The sequence below is a fragment of the Yoonia sp. genome (assembly GCF_014859355.1).
In the GTDB taxonomy this organism is placed as follows: Bacteria; Pseudomonadota; Alphaproteobacteria; order Rhodobacterales; family Rhodobacteraceae; genus Yoonia.
Window position 1 is genome coordinate 1 of record NZ_JACUUJ010000010.1, and the last position, 15294, is coordinate 15294.

Below are 15294 nucleotides of genomic sequence, written 5' to 3' on the forward strand. Positions count from 1 at the left end.
GATCGCGTGTGCTTGTCTTATGCTGATCGTTGCTCCCGCGTTATAAAGGAGCCACGATCAGCATAAGAAAAGGCGATGAATTCAAACGACCTCTTTATCTGGGCAAAGGGGTCGGCAAGCGCGTGGGTCTGCAGCGAAAAACATTCGTAGGAAACGGGGCCAGCATAGCCCACCTTTGTCAGGGCATGGATTTGGGGGATGTTGCCAAGACGGTCATCTTCATCCACCAGAACGCGATGTTCGTCTTCCATATCCTTGATCCCCAGCGCAGGATCAATAACACCCGAGATATGCACAATACCCGTAAATTCGGGGTAAAACAGGCCGCTGCCGGCCAGCGTGTGGTGAAACGTGTCATGAACCAGTTTGAAACTTCCGGCACCTTCAATGCCCGCTATCGTATCGACCAATTCAGCCTTGGCGCACAAAGAAGACCGCTGAAAGCCCAGTGGCTCCACCAAGGCGACCAGTGCGGCATCCTGTAACATGGGCAGAATTGCTTTCATTGCGACCCGCAAATTCGCCTGCCGTTCGCCGTTGCCAAGACCCGTGCCGTCGTTGCGCGGGATCAGGCTGATGGTTTCAGCGCCAGCCGCCTTTGCAGTTGCAATCAAGGCCCGGACAGCTGTCGCGCGGGCTGGGTCCAGTCCCTCGAACAGGGGGCGATCGATATCATTGCGCAGCTCGACGCCGATGCAGCCAAGCCGCGTTCATTGTTTTCGGCGCGTTTGAACAGCGAAAGCACGTCATCACACCCCCAACAGTCGTTGCCCATCTGCCGCCAACGGTCATAGTCTTGCGGCTGTCCGCGCACATAAAGCAAACCATTCAGCGACGAAGCCCCCCCCAGCACCTTGCCACGCGGCCAGTCGATCGCGCGCCCGTTCAACCCCGGATCGGGTTCGGTGCGGTAACACCAATCCAGCGTCGGGTTATGCATCGTCTTGAAATAACCGACAGGAATGTGAATCCACGGGTTCCAGTCGCGCCCACCCGCTTCCAACAGCACAACCATGTTAGCTTAAATGGCGCTTAGCCGGTTGGCAATAACGCACCCGGACGACCCCGCGCCGATAACCACATAATCTGCTTCCACCAAGGCTCCTTCCGATGTGTTGAAAAATTCTGTGCAAATTGATCAGACTAATCTGCATTTTTTGGGACAAAATGTATCGTTAATTGTCGCAAATAGAGGACACGGTAGCTATCAGTGATTGGATAAAGGGGTTTCCCGCAGGGATTTCTTCAAAACCGCAAGCACTTACGGGATGAGCTCTACACTGCTTGCTGCGGGCACCTTTGGCGGCGGCCAACCTCGCCCGTGCGGCAGAATCAACCTATGAACGGCGGTTTGCCAAGGAAGCAAAACACACGCTGACATTTGGCGCGTCAGGCTTTAATCCGAAAAACCTACTGATCGAACGCGCTAGCGCACTGGAATTCGCGCGCAAAATCGAAGCGCAGACCTATGGGGAAATTCGTGTGGATTTCATCGGCAACAACCAGATTTACGGTCAGTTGCCCTGCGTCCAAAAACCCCGCAGGGCATCACCGATATCTATGCGGCCTCTACGCAAAACTCTGCTGGCGGCGCGCCTTACCTGAACGTTCAGGACTATGCGTTCATGTTTCCGGGCCGGGCGTCGCATCATCATTTTCTGTATCATCCCAAAAGTCAGGAAATCCTGCGCGACCACTATGAAAAAATGTATTACCTGAAATTCCTGTTCAGCCACTGCGTTGATCTGAAATTCTTTTGCGGGATAGAACACACCGCGATGACCGCGTCGGTTTTTGACAGTCTGGGCGGTGAATTGCAGGATACCGTGATGGCATAGTCCTATTGGGCGCAAACCCATGTGCAGAACGCGACCGAGGCCGCGTTGGTCAAGACGGGCGGTTTCGATGATCCGCAATTGCCCAATACGATCTTTGCCGAAAACAACGTGCGGGTGGCCTTCCTTGATGATGCGGAAATCAGAAAGGCCGAAGAAATGTGTTCGCCTGAATATCAGCCGCAACTGTGGACACAGTGGCGTGATCGTCTGAACGGCTGGGCCGCTGGTGGAAAGGCTGACAAGCCGTCGCTAAGCAGAAAAGGATTTCGCCGGCCGCCGCAGTTCAGGGGAGGGTGGGCCAATATCATTCTGGTCCGATACGGGCGCGCTCTTTGCCGCCTTTGCAAGCCAGGATTCCTGGGCAATCCGCGAGGCGCTGCTGTTCGCGGCGATTTCCGGGGTCTCATTCGGCCACCGCCGCAGCGGGCGGCACGGTGGGCATTATCATTCCGCCGTCGATCATTTTCACCGTTTACGGGTGCTTGATGAACCTGCCGATTTCAGAGCTTTTCCTCGCGGGCATTATTCCCGGTGCGATGATGGTGATCGGCATGCAATTTGCCTGCTGGATCATCTGCCGGATCAACGGCTGGGGCTATCTGATTCGGCTGCAACTGGATCAATTGCAAGATGCGGCGCAGAAATTGGGACAGCTGGTGCCAGTCTGACCTAGCGCTAGTCTGCCGCCAGAGTCGCACCGCTTGTGATCAGTGAAGGAACAATCTGCTGAATGGTGCGATTCCAACGGGTCACAGGCTGTTCAGCAATAAAAACAATGTCGTTTGGTCGCAGTTCCATGCGGGTGGCCAACACCAAATTGGTCACATTGCGGGCATCCAACTGCCACGCGGTAACAACATCTGTCCCGGGCGTGCCGCGCAACACATAAATCTGTGACGGGTTGCCTGTTTCAGGGGAAAGGCCAGCCCCCGAAAACAACGCATCCGCCAACGACGCCGCCCGCCCAAACGGTAGCGCAAACCGCCCGGGCCGGGCGACTTCACCTGTCAGATACACATGGTCGCGCGCCACCGCATCCAGCGCGACCAAGTCCTCAAAATTTGCCCGGCGCTGCGTCATTTCCATGTTCAGTGCCGCGAGCGCCTGTGCTTGGCCTTGTTGTTGGACCTGCGCCAATATAACCTGTTGTTCAAAATACACCTGCGCCTGATCAAGGGAAAACGCTGTATCGACGAAAACATGATCACCCGCCAGCAGCCGGGTTTTCTGATGGTGTGGCTGACCACGATACGCCGGCAGCGGGATCTGAAACAGCGTCCCGTCACGGAAAATTCGAATGGAGGTTGACCCGGGATCATCGCTGGCAATGCCGCCCGCACGGGTCACGGCCGCGTCCAAATAAAGCGGAGTCAGATTGATCGGGATAATCACCGGATTTATCACGGCGCCGCCAACTGTGACATGCTGCGAATTGAACTCCACGATTTCCATGGTGAACGTCGGTTCAATCCCGGTTTGCGCAAAGCTTTGGAACAGCTGGGCCTGCGCTTGTTCCAATGTCATCCCCGACAAGCCAACGCGCGCACCATCCGGCATGGCAATCGCGCCGTCATCCTGCACAAGATACCGCTGACGGCGGTCCGACTGCGCCAGCAAACCCGTCCGGTCAGGCATCGGCAGGGCCGCCGATTTCGTGACCAGGTCAACCACATCGCCAACGCCAATCCGGTAGGGGCCAGGATCAGATGCCGGTGGTGGCCTGTTGACCAAGATGGGCGGACGCACCTGCGCCAAAAGGCTAGTTTCCAGTGCGGCCCCCGACGCGCGCCCAAGCCCTGAAACAGACGCCACCTGAAAAAACACCTCTGGCACCTTCTTTGGCTGATAGGGTGACAGGTTGGCAGCGGTCACAGCTTGCATCGTCAGGGGGACAACGCGAACATCCTGCTGGTCGCCCTTCACTTGTGGAGAGATGTAGGCAACCCCACAGCCGTTCAACAACAATATAATGACGCCTAGAACAGGCCATTTCAGCATCGGATTCTCCGTGCGGCGCAATGGCGGCTTATATCCGCATCGCGTTTTGTCCCGATCGCTTGGCAACCAGGTTTACCTTCCTTGATCAGACGGTTTTGCCGCCGCGACCAGTGAAAACCAGAAAAATGACGGCAAGAGCGTCCAGAATGATCATACCCATGTTTGCCCCATCCAACGCGTCAAGGATGTGATCCCTTGCCACCGTGTCTCATGGCAAGGCATTTTGCGCAGTTGCATCAACCGCACCGATCAAAACCAAAAGCCCGGCTATAAAAAGAGATTTCATGAAGCAATTCCTTGGTCGCAGAGTCATCCCAATTACGTAACCAAAGACCGTTAAAAAGAGATTAATTTTTCCACCCCGGCATTTCCGCGTCCTTTTCCTGGGCATGGCAACACCCCGTTAATGTAAATCGTCCACACTTACAGCGAAGATGGTGGGAATCAGGTGATGAAATCGATCAGGCACTGCCAAAGCTGGATGTCGCGTCTGATCAGGCGCCGAAATCCAGAGCATTTGTGGGTTCACCATGCCTTGGCGCTTGTTGTGATCATGGGGCTTTTTGCGGCCATCTACACGACCAACAAAAAGATCGTCGCGCATGGCACGCTGACCACGCACACCCTCCATCTTGTGAACGTGCAAATGACGTCTGACGCGGCACTTTTGCTGGCCGCCGAACAATTTGTTTCCGGGGCAGATACTGATGCCGCCGGACTGAATGCCGCCATAGCCCGGTTTCAAAATGCGTATTCGGCACCTGCTCAATCTGGGTTTTTGTCATCTGCGACACAGCAATCATATTTCACCAATGACGCAGAATTAGACAGCAACACCACACAATACCTAGCCTTGGCAAAAGGCCTGGCAACACAAACCCTTGACGCCCAGTCAGAGGCGCTGCTGGCTTTGCATGCATTTCATCAAACTGAAATGCACGCCAAACATCAGACTTTGCTGGATCATGTCGCCGCGACCGGCGCAAAGCAGGCGCAGCACCTTGTGGATATACAGCGAAGACTTCTGGCCGTTTCCGCCATCGTCTTGCTGGCAGAGACATTTTTGATCTTTATGCCGGCGCAGCGAACCTTCAGGAACACAATCGCAGAATTACGCCAAAAATCGGCAGTTCTGGAAAAGTCGAAGAATCAGTTGACGAAGCTGAACCAGAAGCTTGAATATGTGGCCCACCATGACAATCTGACGGGGCTTCCCAATCGCAGTTCGGTGCTAAAGCACTTGAACAAAGTTATTCAAGCCAAGCCGACACCAGCCATAGGTGTGCTTTTCGTTGGTATTGACGACTTTAAATCTTTGAATGATGCAGCCGGTCACAATTCTGGCGACTTAGTCCTGCAGGCAGTGGCTGATAGGCTCCAAAGCTGCATCGACAGCGAAGACATGGTAGCCCGTGTGGGCGGAGATGAATTTGTCCTTGTCACCTTTGAACCACCCGCGATAATCGCAGACCGGTTAACCCGAATTCTGGCAGAACCATTTTATATTGCCGGGCGTAAACTGCCACTACAAGTCAGCATCGGATATCTTGGGTCCGAAGACAGCCAAGCAGAAGAACAGTCACTGATCGCTAACGCTGGGATCGCCCTGCGCGCTGCCAAAGCTTTTGGTGGAAACCGAATCCAGGCTTTCACACCCGCCCTCCGGCACGAGATGGAAGCGATTCAAAAGCTCCAACTCGAACTGCCTCATGCCATCGAAAGCGGACAGATTGAACCGTGGTTCCAACCCCAGATCCGGCTGTCTGACGGAAAAATGCACGGTGCAGAGGTGCTGGCCCGCTGGCGCCACCCGATTCATGGGCTACTGTTACCGGATAAGTTCCTGCCCGCCGCCGTGCGTGCCGGGTTGATGATCGAACTCGACCACGCCATTTGGCATTCCGCAATGAACCTTCTGCAAAAATGGCAATGCAATGGCACTGTGATTCCTCAGATTTCCCTAAATGCGGCCCCCGAGACAATTTCTGATCCACACCTGATGGAACGCTTTTTATTTCTGCTCCACCTCAACGGAGTTAGCGCAAAGCAGATCATCATCGAAGTCCTGGAAACGACAATCATTAACGGCAATGATGACATGGCGTCGATAAATATCGATTCGCTCGCGGAATGCGGCATCGCACTTGAACTTGACGATTTTGGCACTGGTTACGCCTCTTTGTCCAAGTTGACCCAACTTCCACTATCAGGAATAAAACTGGATCGGTCGCTAGTATCGCCTTTGCCAGACGCAGCGGCCAATAGTGTCGTTCGCGCCATTCTGGCACTTGCCGGTGAACTTAACCTGCAAGTCGTCGCAGAGGGAATCGAACAAAACGAACAGGCGCGATCACTTAACGCACAGGGATGTGCCATTGGCCAAGGCTACGGTTTTGCACGTCCGATGTCGGCGGATGATTTTCAAACCTGGCTCTGCGACAAGGCGGTCGCGCCATCAGGCAATACCGCTCACCGATCAGCAATTTTTACCTGGGCTTGAGGAATAGTTGCACAGGCCGTATCTGGAACCCAGACTGCCAATACAAAAGGATCAGCCATGGCGAATTTTCTTTACCAGAACGACCTGCCGGATGGGCTTGATCTTGGGCCGGTTGTTGCAATCGACTGCGAAACAATGGGCCTGAACCCGCATCGTGACCGGCTTTGCCTGATCCAGATGTCGGGCGGCGATGGAAATTGCCACCTGGTGCAGGTGGCCGTCGGGCAAACTGCGGCTCCCAATTTGTGTAAAATGTTAAAAGACCCCGCAGTATTGAAACTGTTCCACTTTGGCCGTTTTGATATTGCCGCGCTTTATAACAGGTTTGGCGCATTGGCAGCGCCGGTTTATTGCACAAAAATTGCATCAAAGCTGGTCCGCACATTCACTGACCGCCATGGTCTGAAGGTTCTTTTGCAAGACATGATTGGTATCGATATTTCAAAACACCAACAGCAAAGCGACTGGGGTGCCGAAACGCTTACGGATGCGCAACTGGCCTATGCTGCGTCTGATGTATTGTATCTGCACCAATTGAAAGACGCATTTGATGTGATGCTAGCGCGGGAAGGCCGCACAGATCTTGCACAGGCCTGTTTTGAATTTCTACCGACGCGGGCGCATCTTGATCTGGCGGGTTGGCCCGAAGTCGACATATTTTCGCACTAATGGTCGATCATGCGAAACTATTGATGACGGCACGGCGCGTCATTACCGACGAGGCAGAGGCGCTGAGGCAACTTTCTGACGGGCTTGGCGAAAGCTTTGCGCTGGCTGTAGATCTGTTGTTAAAGACCAAAGGCCGCGTCATCGTATCGGGCATGGGAAAATCCGGGCACATTGCCCGCAAAATTGCCGCAACCTTTGCCAGCACAGGCACACCGGCGCAGTTTGTCCATCCAGCCGAGGCGAGCCATGGCGATCTGGGTATGCTGACACGCGGTGATGTTGTCATGGTTCTGTCAAATTCGGGCGAAACGCCAGAGTTGGCCGATATCGTCGCCTATACCCGTCGCTTTCAGATTCCGCTCATTGGCGTCGCGAGCAGGCCTGACAGCACATTGATCAAACAGGCAGACATCGGCCTGTTGCTACCGCGCCTGCAAGAGGCCTGCGGCATTGGCGTAGTGCCAACCACATCAACCACAATGACGCTGGCGCTGGGTGACGCGCTGGCCGTCGCGCTCATGGAACATCGCGCGTTCACGCCTGAAAATTTCCGCGAATTCCACCCTGGCGGCAAACTCGGGGCGCAACTTTCCCGGGTGCGGGACTTGATGCACATCGGCGATTCGATGCCACTGGTCGGAACTTCAACGCCGATGAAAGAGGCGCTTCTTGTTATTAGTCAAAAAGGTTTTGGCGTTGTTGGCGTGACCGATGGTGATGCCCGGCTTGTCGGGATCGTCACCGACGGTGACCTGCGTCGCCATATGGATGGTCTGCTTGACCGGACAGCAGGTCAAATCATGACGGCCAACCCAACAACAGTCGCACCCGACGCGCTGGCCGAAGAAGCCGTTGGCCTGATGAACGCGCGGGCGATTACCTGTCTTTTTGCGGTCGACCCTGAAGGAAATGGAAAGATCGCCGGCATATTGCACATTCATGACTGCCTGCGCGTTGGGGTTGCCTGACGATGCGCCCCTCCGACAACCTGCATTCCCAGATTGTCGGCTGGGCTAAAATCATCCTGCCGCTTGCGGCACTTGGACTTTTATCAACGCTTTTTTTGCTTGCGCGCAGCCCATCCAGTCAATTTGACATACCTTTTGCCGAAATCGCGGAAATAGCCCGTGATCAGCGGATCATATCGCCACAATTTTCCGGCCTGACCGACGAAGGCGCGATCGTCACCATCGCCGCACGCAGCGCCCAGCCAGACGCGGTGCGACCCGACACCGTGCAGATTGATGCGTTGACCATGCGGATGGAAAACCTTGATGGCAGCACCCTGGTCGTCTCTGCAACCCGTGGCGAACTGGACGGCAGAGACCGGATCGCACGGTTTATGGGGCTGGCGCGGCTGGAAACATCAACCGGGTTTGAGATGGAAACCAACGGCCTGATCGCAGAACTTGACACTGGGGTTGTCACCTCGGATGGGTTGCTGGAAATCCGCGCGCCTTTTGGTGAACTGACCGCTGGCAAAGTGACGTTCAAGATGACGCAAGATCAGACAGGGCAGCAGATGCTTTTCACCGACGGGGTCCGGCTGATATACCGACCGCAGATTGACTGAACGCCCAAGCAATAGGAACAGTATGCCGTGACGAAATTCTTTGCCTTTACAGTTGCCCTGTTCCTGATTGGCACGGCCGCCAGCATCGCACAATCCAATGTAAACCTGGGCGGGATTAACGTTGATCCATCCGCCGCGATCGAGGTGACCGCAGACAGCTTAAGCGTGGACCAAGATACCGGCACCGCTGTTTTCAGCGGAAAGGTCTTAATTTCACAAGGTGAATTGCGTCTGTCTGCCAACAGGGTCGAGGTGATTTATAGCGATGAAACCGGCGATATCACGCGTTTGATTGCCACCGGCGACGTCTTGTTCGTCACTGATACCGACGCCGCAGAAGCGCAGAACGCCGACTATGACATCACTGCTGGTATTTTGACACTGACGGGCGATGTGATGCTGACACAAGGGGCCAGCGCCATTTCAGCGGGCCGTATGGTGCTGAATGTCGCAACCGGCGCGGCAACCATGGATGGCCGCGTGCGGACAGTCCTTCAGCAAGGCAACAACTGATGGGTGATGCATCGGACCAGGCGCACCAAGACAGTGATCTGGGGTTGCGCATTATCAATCTGCGCAAAAGCTATCGCAAGCGCCCGGTGATCCGTGACGTGAGCATCACCCTGGGCCGGGGAGAGGTTGTGGCGCTTTTGGGGCCGAACGGATCTGGCAAGACCACGTGTTTTTACGCCATCGCCGGACTGATCACGCCCGAAGGCGGGCATGTCATCATCGACGGACGCGATGTAACGGGTTTACCAATGTATCGGCGCGCAAAACTCGGCATTGGTTACCTGCCGCAGGAAATGTCAATTTTCCGCGGCTTGTCAGTTGAAGACAACATTCTGGCAATCCTTGAAATCGCCGAGCGTGACAGGATGCGCCGGCGCGAACGGCTTGAGGAATTGCTTTCAGAGTTTTCAATTGAACATTTGCGGCGCGCCCCCGCACTGGCCTTGTCAGGCGGCGAACGGCGGCGCGTGGAAATTGCCCGCTGTCTTGCGGCGGGGCCTAAATATGTATTGCTTGACGAACCCTTTGCCGGGGTGGACCCGATCGCCGTGGGGGAAATCAGGCATCTGGTAGCCGACCTGAAAAACCGCGGGATCGGCGTTTTGATCACCGACCATAACGTGCAGGAAACGCTTCAGATCGTGGATCGGGCTTATATTCTGCATGACGGGATGGTCCTGATGAGCGGGACAACCCAAGAGGTCATCCAAGATGAAAACGTCCGCCGGGTCTATCTGGGCGACAGTTTTCGGGTTAACTGAATTTCTTACCCTGTTAATCACTGGCTTATTGACAAACACTCGTAATTTATCGCCCAATATAGGAGATGACAGACCCGTTTTCCTTTCCTGCGATTTTACTGGCCACGATGTCGCCAGTTAGGAATAAATTAAGCAAAAACTGGGCGTTATCGTTTTCCACAACAGCGTATTCAAGCGAATCTGACCGCTAGTCCAGCCGTCATTCGCCGCGCGCACAAATAACGATAGGAGAAACGATGCGGTATCAAATCAGTGGCAAACAGATCGACATTGGCGATGCGCTGCAGACCCACGTCAAGACAGAGCTTGCCGAAATCCTTTCAAAATACGCGGGGCGCCCTACAGAAGCCTATGTCGTCTTTTCCAAATCGGGTCATGAATTTGTCTGCGAATCCGTTGTGCATCTTTCAACCGGCTTGACGGCGCAGGCAACGGGGCGTGCTTCAGAGATTTATGCAGCTTTCGATCGTTCAGCTGAAAAGATGGACAAACAACTGCGGCGCTACAAACGCCGGCTGAAAGACCACCATGCAGACAGGTCACAGCCGGTTGAACTCTCGGATGCGGGATCATATATCCTCGAATCAAGAGAAGAGACCGATGAGGGTAATCAAGATTCTGTAAATGCCATGATCGTGGCCGAAATGGCGACCAAAATCCCGTCGCTTTCGGTTGGAGAGGCAGTCATGCAGATGGAAATTGCAGAAGCGCCAGTTCTGGTGTTTCGCAATGAAAAACATAGTGGTATCAATGTCGTCTACCGCCGAGATGACGGAAACATAGGATGGATCGACCCCGTTACGGCTGGGTAAACCCATCCGTCTCGAAAGAAGTGCGAAATGCAGGTTGTTGACATACTCAAACCCGAAGCTGTGAAAGTGATTGCATCTTGCACCAGCAAGAAGCGTCTTTTTCACGATTTGGGCGACTTAGCAGAAACGTGCTATGGTTTGTCATCATCCAACGTCATCGAAGCACTGATCGAACGCGAAGGTCTGGGACCAACGGGCGTGGGGCACGGCATTGCGTTGCCCCATGCGCGCCTTGCCGGTGTGGATAGTGTCGTCGGCATGTTTCTGCGGCTGGAAAAACCGCTAAACTTTGATGCGGTTGACCGGCAGCCAGTTGACCTTGTTTTTGCATTGCTGGCACCAGAAAGCGCGGGTGTCGATCACCTGAAAGCACTGGCACTGGTGTCGCGGACACTGCGTGACTCGGCAACCTGCGCCAAATTGCGTGCGAACCACGACGCCGCAACGCTGCACACCATTCTGACCGAACACCAAGCCACACAAGCGGCCTAGGCCCAATTTGCAAAACCAAAGGCCAGATAGTCCCGCGCGTAAGCGTCCCGCACGGCTGATTCAACCTGTTGATCATAGATCGCGTCTAGCATGTCCTGTTGCGGGTGCCGCGCCGGGGCCAGGTCTGGAAAATGCGTCAGGCCAACCTGTTTAGCTAGGATTTGCAGATCAGCTTCCAGCCGATCCTCTCGGGCAATTATATCCGGGACAGCAAATTGCGCCATCCCCTGCAAAAGCATGCATTGACTAGCCCATGAAGGATCAATCCGCACACTGGTTTGCCCCGATAGATTATGGTGTAGGAACCGCAGAAACCCCAAAAAAGCCACTTTATGGACCGCTGCATCATCAAGGGCGTCGGTGGCGTCTGCCGGAACGGGCACCTGAAACACCTTGCGCAAAGTCGCGCGAAGTTCGGGCAAACCGTTTGGCCCGTCAGACAATATTCGATCACAAAACACCGCATGCGCACGCGCAACAGGGTGGCGTAGAACAGCGAAACTGCGAAAACCGGGGTGCATACCCATCCAGTCGCGCAGCGACTTTTGCGCAAAATTCCGCAACAGCGCCGATTCTGGCACATTATCCAGACGCGCCAACCAGTCGCAGATTGCGTCATCCGGCCCTGATCGCAAGGGCATGTACAACAACGCAGACGTGGGCGGGGCAATATATGTGGGTATCGCAGGGCCACGGCGCGGTTCGAAATTTGGGGTTCTGTGCAGATCAAAACGGTCAAATCGCGCCAGCTCAGCCGCCATGTCAGAAAAATTTACGACCTTGTCAGACATCGGCCCGGGGTTTTGTTTCTTCAGTTTTCTGTCCAGTTTCGCAAGGCGGCCCGCCGCCCCCAGATACGCCGCCAGCCCATTGATGACATCAAGATCCTGCAAATCCTCATAGGCCAGATAAAACGCCGTTTGCCCCGATTTTTGCAGCGTGTTCAGAACAAGAACCTGAAACGCTTGGATGGTTTCAAGATGCAAGGCAAAAGCTTCTGGATCAAAGGTGGCGTGCTGTGGCTTGGCGCGATTCACATTCGTCATTTTCCACTGTCCGGTCATCCGTGCTATTTGCAAGCTGACAAAACTGTCGATCGGATTCCGCGTCAGGATGATTTTTGCGCATCGCGGATCCGCCAAACAGGTGTTCAATACCCTTGGATCGTGGTCATTAAAAAACCGAAACCCCCCAAGACCCGGGGACGCCTTTATCGCATCCAGCAATAGCTCAGGCTGTTTTTCGCGCTGCGCACGCGATATCCCCAGCAGGTCACCAGAATTTGGATAACCGATAAATGCAGGGTTGAAGGCTTCACCGTAGCAAGTAACGTCGGACATGCGGTTCAGGTTTGACTCAAGAAAATTTGACCCAGTGCGCATTTCGGCCAGAACGATGAAATAGTCGAATACGCTCATTTATCCGACCTTACATACTGTTTGCGCTTACCGAACGGTGGGGTTTCGGGCATTGGGCCGACCGAAAATTCACCCGTCAGAAAGGGTGGCATGCCTTGGTTTTTCAAATCCTGCAAAAATCCTGCGAACCCTTCCAGATCCATCATCGGCGGCGCCACTTGCACATCGCTGGCACGGTGGCCTGCAATCTCATCCACGGTGGCCTGTAGCATGTCGCATGGTGCACGCACAAAATCAGACAGGCTGACAATACGGATGTAAGCCCGTGCAATGGGGGACCGCAGAATCTGCACAAAAGCCTGTTCCACCTGCTGAAGATGGGCCGCTTGCGTTCGGCAGTCTGCCGCAGTGGCCCCCGAACGAAACAGCGCAAGCGCCCAGGCACCTGTCACAACCATGATCCGCGCGTTGGTGTCTTTGGCCAGCATCCAGCAAATATCCTGTGCATCTTGTGGGCCGAACAGAAAACACTGGTCATGTTCCCGCCCGCCCCAAATCAGATTTGTCAAAAACATCTGTGGGTTATAATCGCGCAGTTTGGGATGGTCCGCCAAGCCGCCCCGAAAAACAGCTTCGCCAGTTGAAAAATGTGCCCTCTCGCGGGCGAACAGATGCCCATGCACTTCGGCACCGGTGTGTTTTCTCAGCCAATTTTGAAAATCGGGGATAATTGCGTCAAACCCCTGCAAAACAGAATACGGCGTAGCCGTAAAACCGTTTTCGCGATCCATCACAGGAAAGCGGCTTTGCATAAACAACCCATGGCGGCCCCGCGTCCGGCGCACCAGGGCCTGATCGAATACACGGTCAATGGTAGTTGTGTTTGGTAGGCGGTCTGCGCCACTGGATCGCGGAAAACTGCGGTAAAGCAAATCTGCCTGTGGCCATACCTTGCGCACCACGAAACACCCTGACCGCGCCAGCAGTTCGAAATGGTCATCATAAAAAATATGCGGCTTACCCTGAAAATCGAACTTTGACACCGTCAGCGACCTGCTTTCAATCCGGTGCGCATGCTTGCGTGCCAGCGTCTGAAAATAGCTTTCGTCCGGGATCCAGACGCGCCGGAAATAGCGGTCGTATTCAGGCCGCTGGGGATCGGACAGAATTGCCACCAGCGTTTGCCGCGTCAGGCACCACCACTGCGACCCCAAATGCGGTGTTATCCCCGCAGGTATCGTGCGTTTGACGCCTAAAAACTGCTGTAACTTCACATAGCGATCAAACAGCCGCCTTTGCTTGCGCCACGAAAAGGGGAACCGCAGCAGAAACCTGTCCATATCCAGTCCGCCGACAGTCCATGACACATCTGCCGTTGTGGCGCTTTCAATGAAATCAGTGCCCGGGTGCGCCTCTAGATAGCGGCACAGCTCCGCCACCGGACGCAACGGCAGGCAGGCTCCTGAAGCCAGATAAACGTGACGGACAGCAGGATAGGAATCCAGCAACAACGTGGCACCCGCCTGCGCCGCCGCAACAAGACCCCACGTGCCCCATTCGCACCGAAAACGTGGCACGAATTTCACATCGGGCAAGTCAGACAGAGCCTTCACAAACGCCTGACAGGTCGGGGCATCCACCCTACGATCGACATGGATCACAACCGGGCAACCCGCATCGGCCCAAAGCCGGACCGCCTGTTCGGCACGATCAAACGCGGTGTGAACCAGCACGACAACGCCCAGTGTCATGCCCAGTTGCCTTTTGACATCAGGCCCAAAACCTCAAGCTGGCGCCAGTTGATGTATTGCTCGCTCCATTTACACCAAAGGTCGGGGTCGCCCCCCTGTTCGTCGGAATAACGACGATATTGCTCGCCCGCGCGATAATGCTGCCCGCGCGCCGCCTCTTGTCTTGCGCGGTCTTGAAACAGGTTAATGAACTTTGCATGCAACAGTAGGCCGGATGTTTTTTCACCCTGCCCCTGATCGTAAACAAGGTTCAGTCCCCGTGGCAAAATCATATGGGTTGAACTGACGTAGGCATATTTCCGGTGCCATTTCACAAACGGAATCTTGTTCAACGCCGGGGCCAGGCGCGGTTGGTCTGCGAAGAACACGCGCGCACGGGGGCCACCTTGAATCCACAGGTTCCGCATGCGGTCATTCCGGGTCATGATATAATTGCCCGGATCAAACCAATTCGCGACGGCAAAAGGATCTTGGCCCATGAAATAGGGTGATTGGCTGATCGCCCCTTTTGGATACATATCCAGCTGCATTGCACCAAAGGACCGAACTTCTGATGCGTCCAACCAATCGGCAAGCGCGCGAATGGGCCGCGTATCGCAAAAGGGATAGATTAAGAATTCGTCCACATCAACTGTCAGTGCCCAATGCCTGTGCCCATAACGGCCCAGCAACCACATCAGCCAATCCATACCATAGCGGGCATCACCATACCGCGCATCTGTCCGCCACAAAGACACATCAGATTGCCCAGTGACAAGATCTGCCCCACCATCCGTGCTGCCGTTATCAACCATGACAAAATGGTTGATGCCCAGCTTGCGATAGTAGTCCATGAAATACGGCAGGCGGATCGCCTCGTTCCGAAAGGTGCAGAACAAAAGAATATCATCAGGTCTGATTTGTGCCGTCCGGTCTGCTACCGCCGTCAGCTCATGCCGTTTACGCAAGGCCCGTGCGCGCAAAAGCTGACGCTGCAAGCGCAGGCTGTATAATGCGAAAACATTCAAATCACGCCTCTTGTGCCTGTCC

Annotated in this window: 13 protein-coding genes and 3 pseudogenes; 10 read left to right on the forward strand and 6 right to left on the reverse strand. The window is 54.7% G+C overall.

The genetic code is table 11. From position 1 onward, the window contains the following. Nucleotides 1-17 precede the first annotated feature (17 nt). Nucleotides 18-614 (reverse strand): TIM barrel protein, encoded by a 597-nt coding sequence (locus IBX59_RS05500; protein ID WP_296373245.1) that lies wholly within the window; start codon nucleotides 612-614, stop codon nucleotides 18-20. Nucleotides 615-703: 89 nt separating this feature from the next. Then, a pseudogene (locus IBX59_RS05505) lies at nucleotides 704-1096 on the reverse strand (GMC family oxidoreductase); the annotation flags it as partial. Between the two features lie 172 nt (nucleotides 1097-1268). Here IBX59_RS05505 and IBX59_RS05510 point away from each other — a divergent pair. Together IBX59_RS05510 and IBX59_RS05515 are read left to right on the forward strand one after the other, a co-directional pair. Beyond that, nucleotides 1269-2066 (forward strand): annotated as a pseudogene (locus IBX59_RS05510) (hypothetical protein); the annotation flags it as partial. A gap of 179 nt (nucleotides 2067-2245) precedes the next feature. Continuing rightward, nucleotides 2246-2506 (forward strand): annotated as a pseudogene (locus tag IBX59_RS05515) (TRAP transporter large permease subunit); the annotation flags it as partial. Nucleotides 2507-2513: 7 nt separating this feature from the next. Here IBX59_RS05515 and IBX59_RS05520 read toward each other — a convergent pair. After that, nucleotides 2514-3836, reverse strand: coding sequence for a polysaccharide biosynthesis/export family protein (locus tag IBX59_RS05520; protein ID WP_296373246.1), 1323 nt, complete (start codon nucleotides 3834-3836; stop codon nucleotides 2514-2516). Between the two features lie 451 nt (nucleotides 3837-4287). Between IBX59_RS05520 and IBX59_RS05525 the strand changes: the two genes are divergently transcribed. The 8 genes from IBX59_RS05525 (at nucleotide 4288) to IBX59_RS05560 (ending at nucleotide 11156) form a co-directional block, all read left to right on the forward strand. Continuing rightward, entirely contained in the window at nucleotides 4288-6336 is a 2049-nt protein-coding gene (locus tag IBX59_RS05525) for an EAL domain-containing protein (RefSeq protein ID WP_296373247.1), read from the forward strand. A gap of 57 nt (nucleotides 6337-6393) precedes the next feature. Next, a complete protein-coding gene (locus IBX59_RS05530) occupies nucleotides 6394-7005 on the forward strand; it encodes a ribonuclease H-like domain-containing protein (protein ID WP_296373249.1) in 612 nt (203 codons plus the stop codon). Further along, on the forward strand, nucleotides 7005-7973 hold the full coding sequence (locus IBX59_RS05535; protein ID WP_296373251.1) for a KpsF/GutQ family sugar-phosphate isomerase: 969 nt from the start codon (nucleotides 7005-7007) through the stop codon (nucleotides 7971-7973). Before IBX59_RS05530 ends, IBX59_RS05535 begins: the two co-directional genes overlap by 1 nt. Nucleotides 7974-7975: 2 nt before the next feature. Continuing rightward, nucleotides 7976-8578 (forward strand): hypothetical protein, encoded by a 603-nt coding sequence (locus IBX59_RS05540; protein ID WP_296373255.1) that lies wholly within the window; start codon nucleotides 7976-7978, stop codon nucleotides 8576-8578. Between the two features lie 27 nt (nucleotides 8579-8605). Further along, on the forward strand, nucleotides 8606-9091 hold the full coding sequence (gene lptA, locus IBX59_RS05545; protein WP_296373258.1) for a lipopolysaccharide transport periplasmic protein LptA: 486 nt from the start codon (nucleotides 8606-8608) through the stop codon (nucleotides 9089-9091). Beyond that, nucleotides 9091-9852, forward strand: coding sequence for an LPS export ABC transporter ATP-binding protein (lptB, locus tag IBX59_RS05550; protein WP_296373259.1), 762 nt, complete (start codon nucleotides 9091-9093; stop codon nucleotides 9850-9852). The genes lptA and lptB overlap by 1 nt, the downstream gene beginning before the upstream one ends. Nucleotides 9853-10088: 236 nt before the next feature. Beyond that, complete coding sequence (raiA, locus tag IBX59_RS05555) at nucleotides 10089-10664, forward strand: ribosome-associated translation inhibitor RaiA (protein WP_296373261.1); 576 nt, start codon at nucleotides 10089-10091, stop codon at nucleotides 10662-10664. A gap of 27 nt (nucleotides 10665-10691) precedes the next feature. Further along, nucleotides 10692-11156 (forward strand): PTS sugar transporter subunit IIA, encoded by a 465-nt coding sequence (locus tag IBX59_RS05560; RefSeq protein WP_296373263.1) that lies wholly within the window; start codon nucleotides 10692-10694, stop codon nucleotides 11154-11156. Here the strand turns inward: IBX59_RS05560 and IBX59_RS05565 are convergent. Genes IBX59_RS05565 through IBX59_RS05575 form a run of 3 tightly spaced genes read right to left on the reverse strand, consistent with a single transcriptional unit; the run spans nucleotide 11153 to nucleotide 15272 of the window. After that, entirely contained in the window at nucleotides 11153-12574 is a 1422-nt protein-coding gene (locus IBX59_RS05565; RefSeq protein WP_296373265.1) for a sulfotransferase family 2 domain-containing protein, read from the reverse strand. The two genes, IBX59_RS05560 and IBX59_RS05565, sit on opposite strands and share 4 nt — an antisense overlap. Next, complete coding sequence (locus IBX59_RS05570; protein ID WP_296373267.1) at nucleotides 12571-14265, reverse strand: beta-1,6-N-acetylglucosaminyltransferase; 1695 nt, start codon at nucleotides 14263-14265, stop codon at nucleotides 12571-12573. The genes IBX59_RS05565 and IBX59_RS05570 overlap by 4 nt, the downstream gene beginning before the upstream one ends. Then, on the reverse strand, nucleotides 14262-15272 hold the full coding sequence (locus tag IBX59_RS05575) for a glycosyltransferase family 2 protein (RefSeq protein WP_296373269.1): 1011 nt from the start codon (nucleotides 15270-15272) through the stop codon (nucleotides 14262-14264). Before IBX59_RS05575 ends, IBX59_RS05570 begins: the two co-directional genes overlap by 4 nt. Nucleotides 15273-15294: the final 22 nt, after the last annotated feature.

Bases quoted from the DNA above. Each gene is read 5' to 3' on its own strand.
- IBX59_RS05520 (WP_296373246.1), bottom strand. From the start codon at position 3,836: ATGCTGAAATGGCCTGTTCTAGGCGTCATTATATTGTTGTTGAACGGC.
- IBX59_RS05525 (WP_296373247.1), top strand. From the start codon at position 4,288: ATGAAATCGATCAGGCACTGCCAAAGCTGGATGTCGCGTCTGATCAGG.
- IBX59_RS05530 (WP_296373249.1), top strand. From the start codon at position 6,394: ATGGCGAATTTTCTTTACCAGAACGACCTGCCGGATGGGCTTGATCTT.
- IBX59_RS05535 (WP_296373251.1), top strand. From the start codon at position 7,005: ATGGTCGATCATGCGAAACTATTGATGACGGCACGGCGCGTCATTACC.
- IBX59_RS05540 (WP_296373255.1), top strand. From the start codon at position 7,976: ATGCGCCCCTCCGACAACCTGCATTCCCAGATTGTCGGCTGGGCTAAA.
- lptB (WP_296373259.1), top strand. From the start codon at position 9,091: ATGGGTGATGCATCGGACCAGGCGCACCAAGACAGTGATCTGGGGTTG.
- raiA (WP_296373261.1), top strand. From the start codon at position 10,089: ATGCGGTATCAAATCAGTGGCAAACAGATCGACATTGGCGATGCGCTG.
- IBX59_RS05560 (WP_296373263.1), top strand. From the start codon at position 10,692: ATGCAGGTTGTTGACATACTCAAACCCGAAGCTGTGAAAGTGATTGCA.
- IBX59_RS05565 (WP_296373265.1), bottom strand. From the start codon at position 12,574: ATGAGCGTATTCGACTATTTCATCGTTCTGGCCGAAATGCGCACTGGG.
- IBX59_RS05570 (WP_296373267.1), bottom strand. From the start codon at position 14,265: ATGACACTGGGCGTTGTCGTGCTGGTTCACACCGCGTTTGATCGTGCC.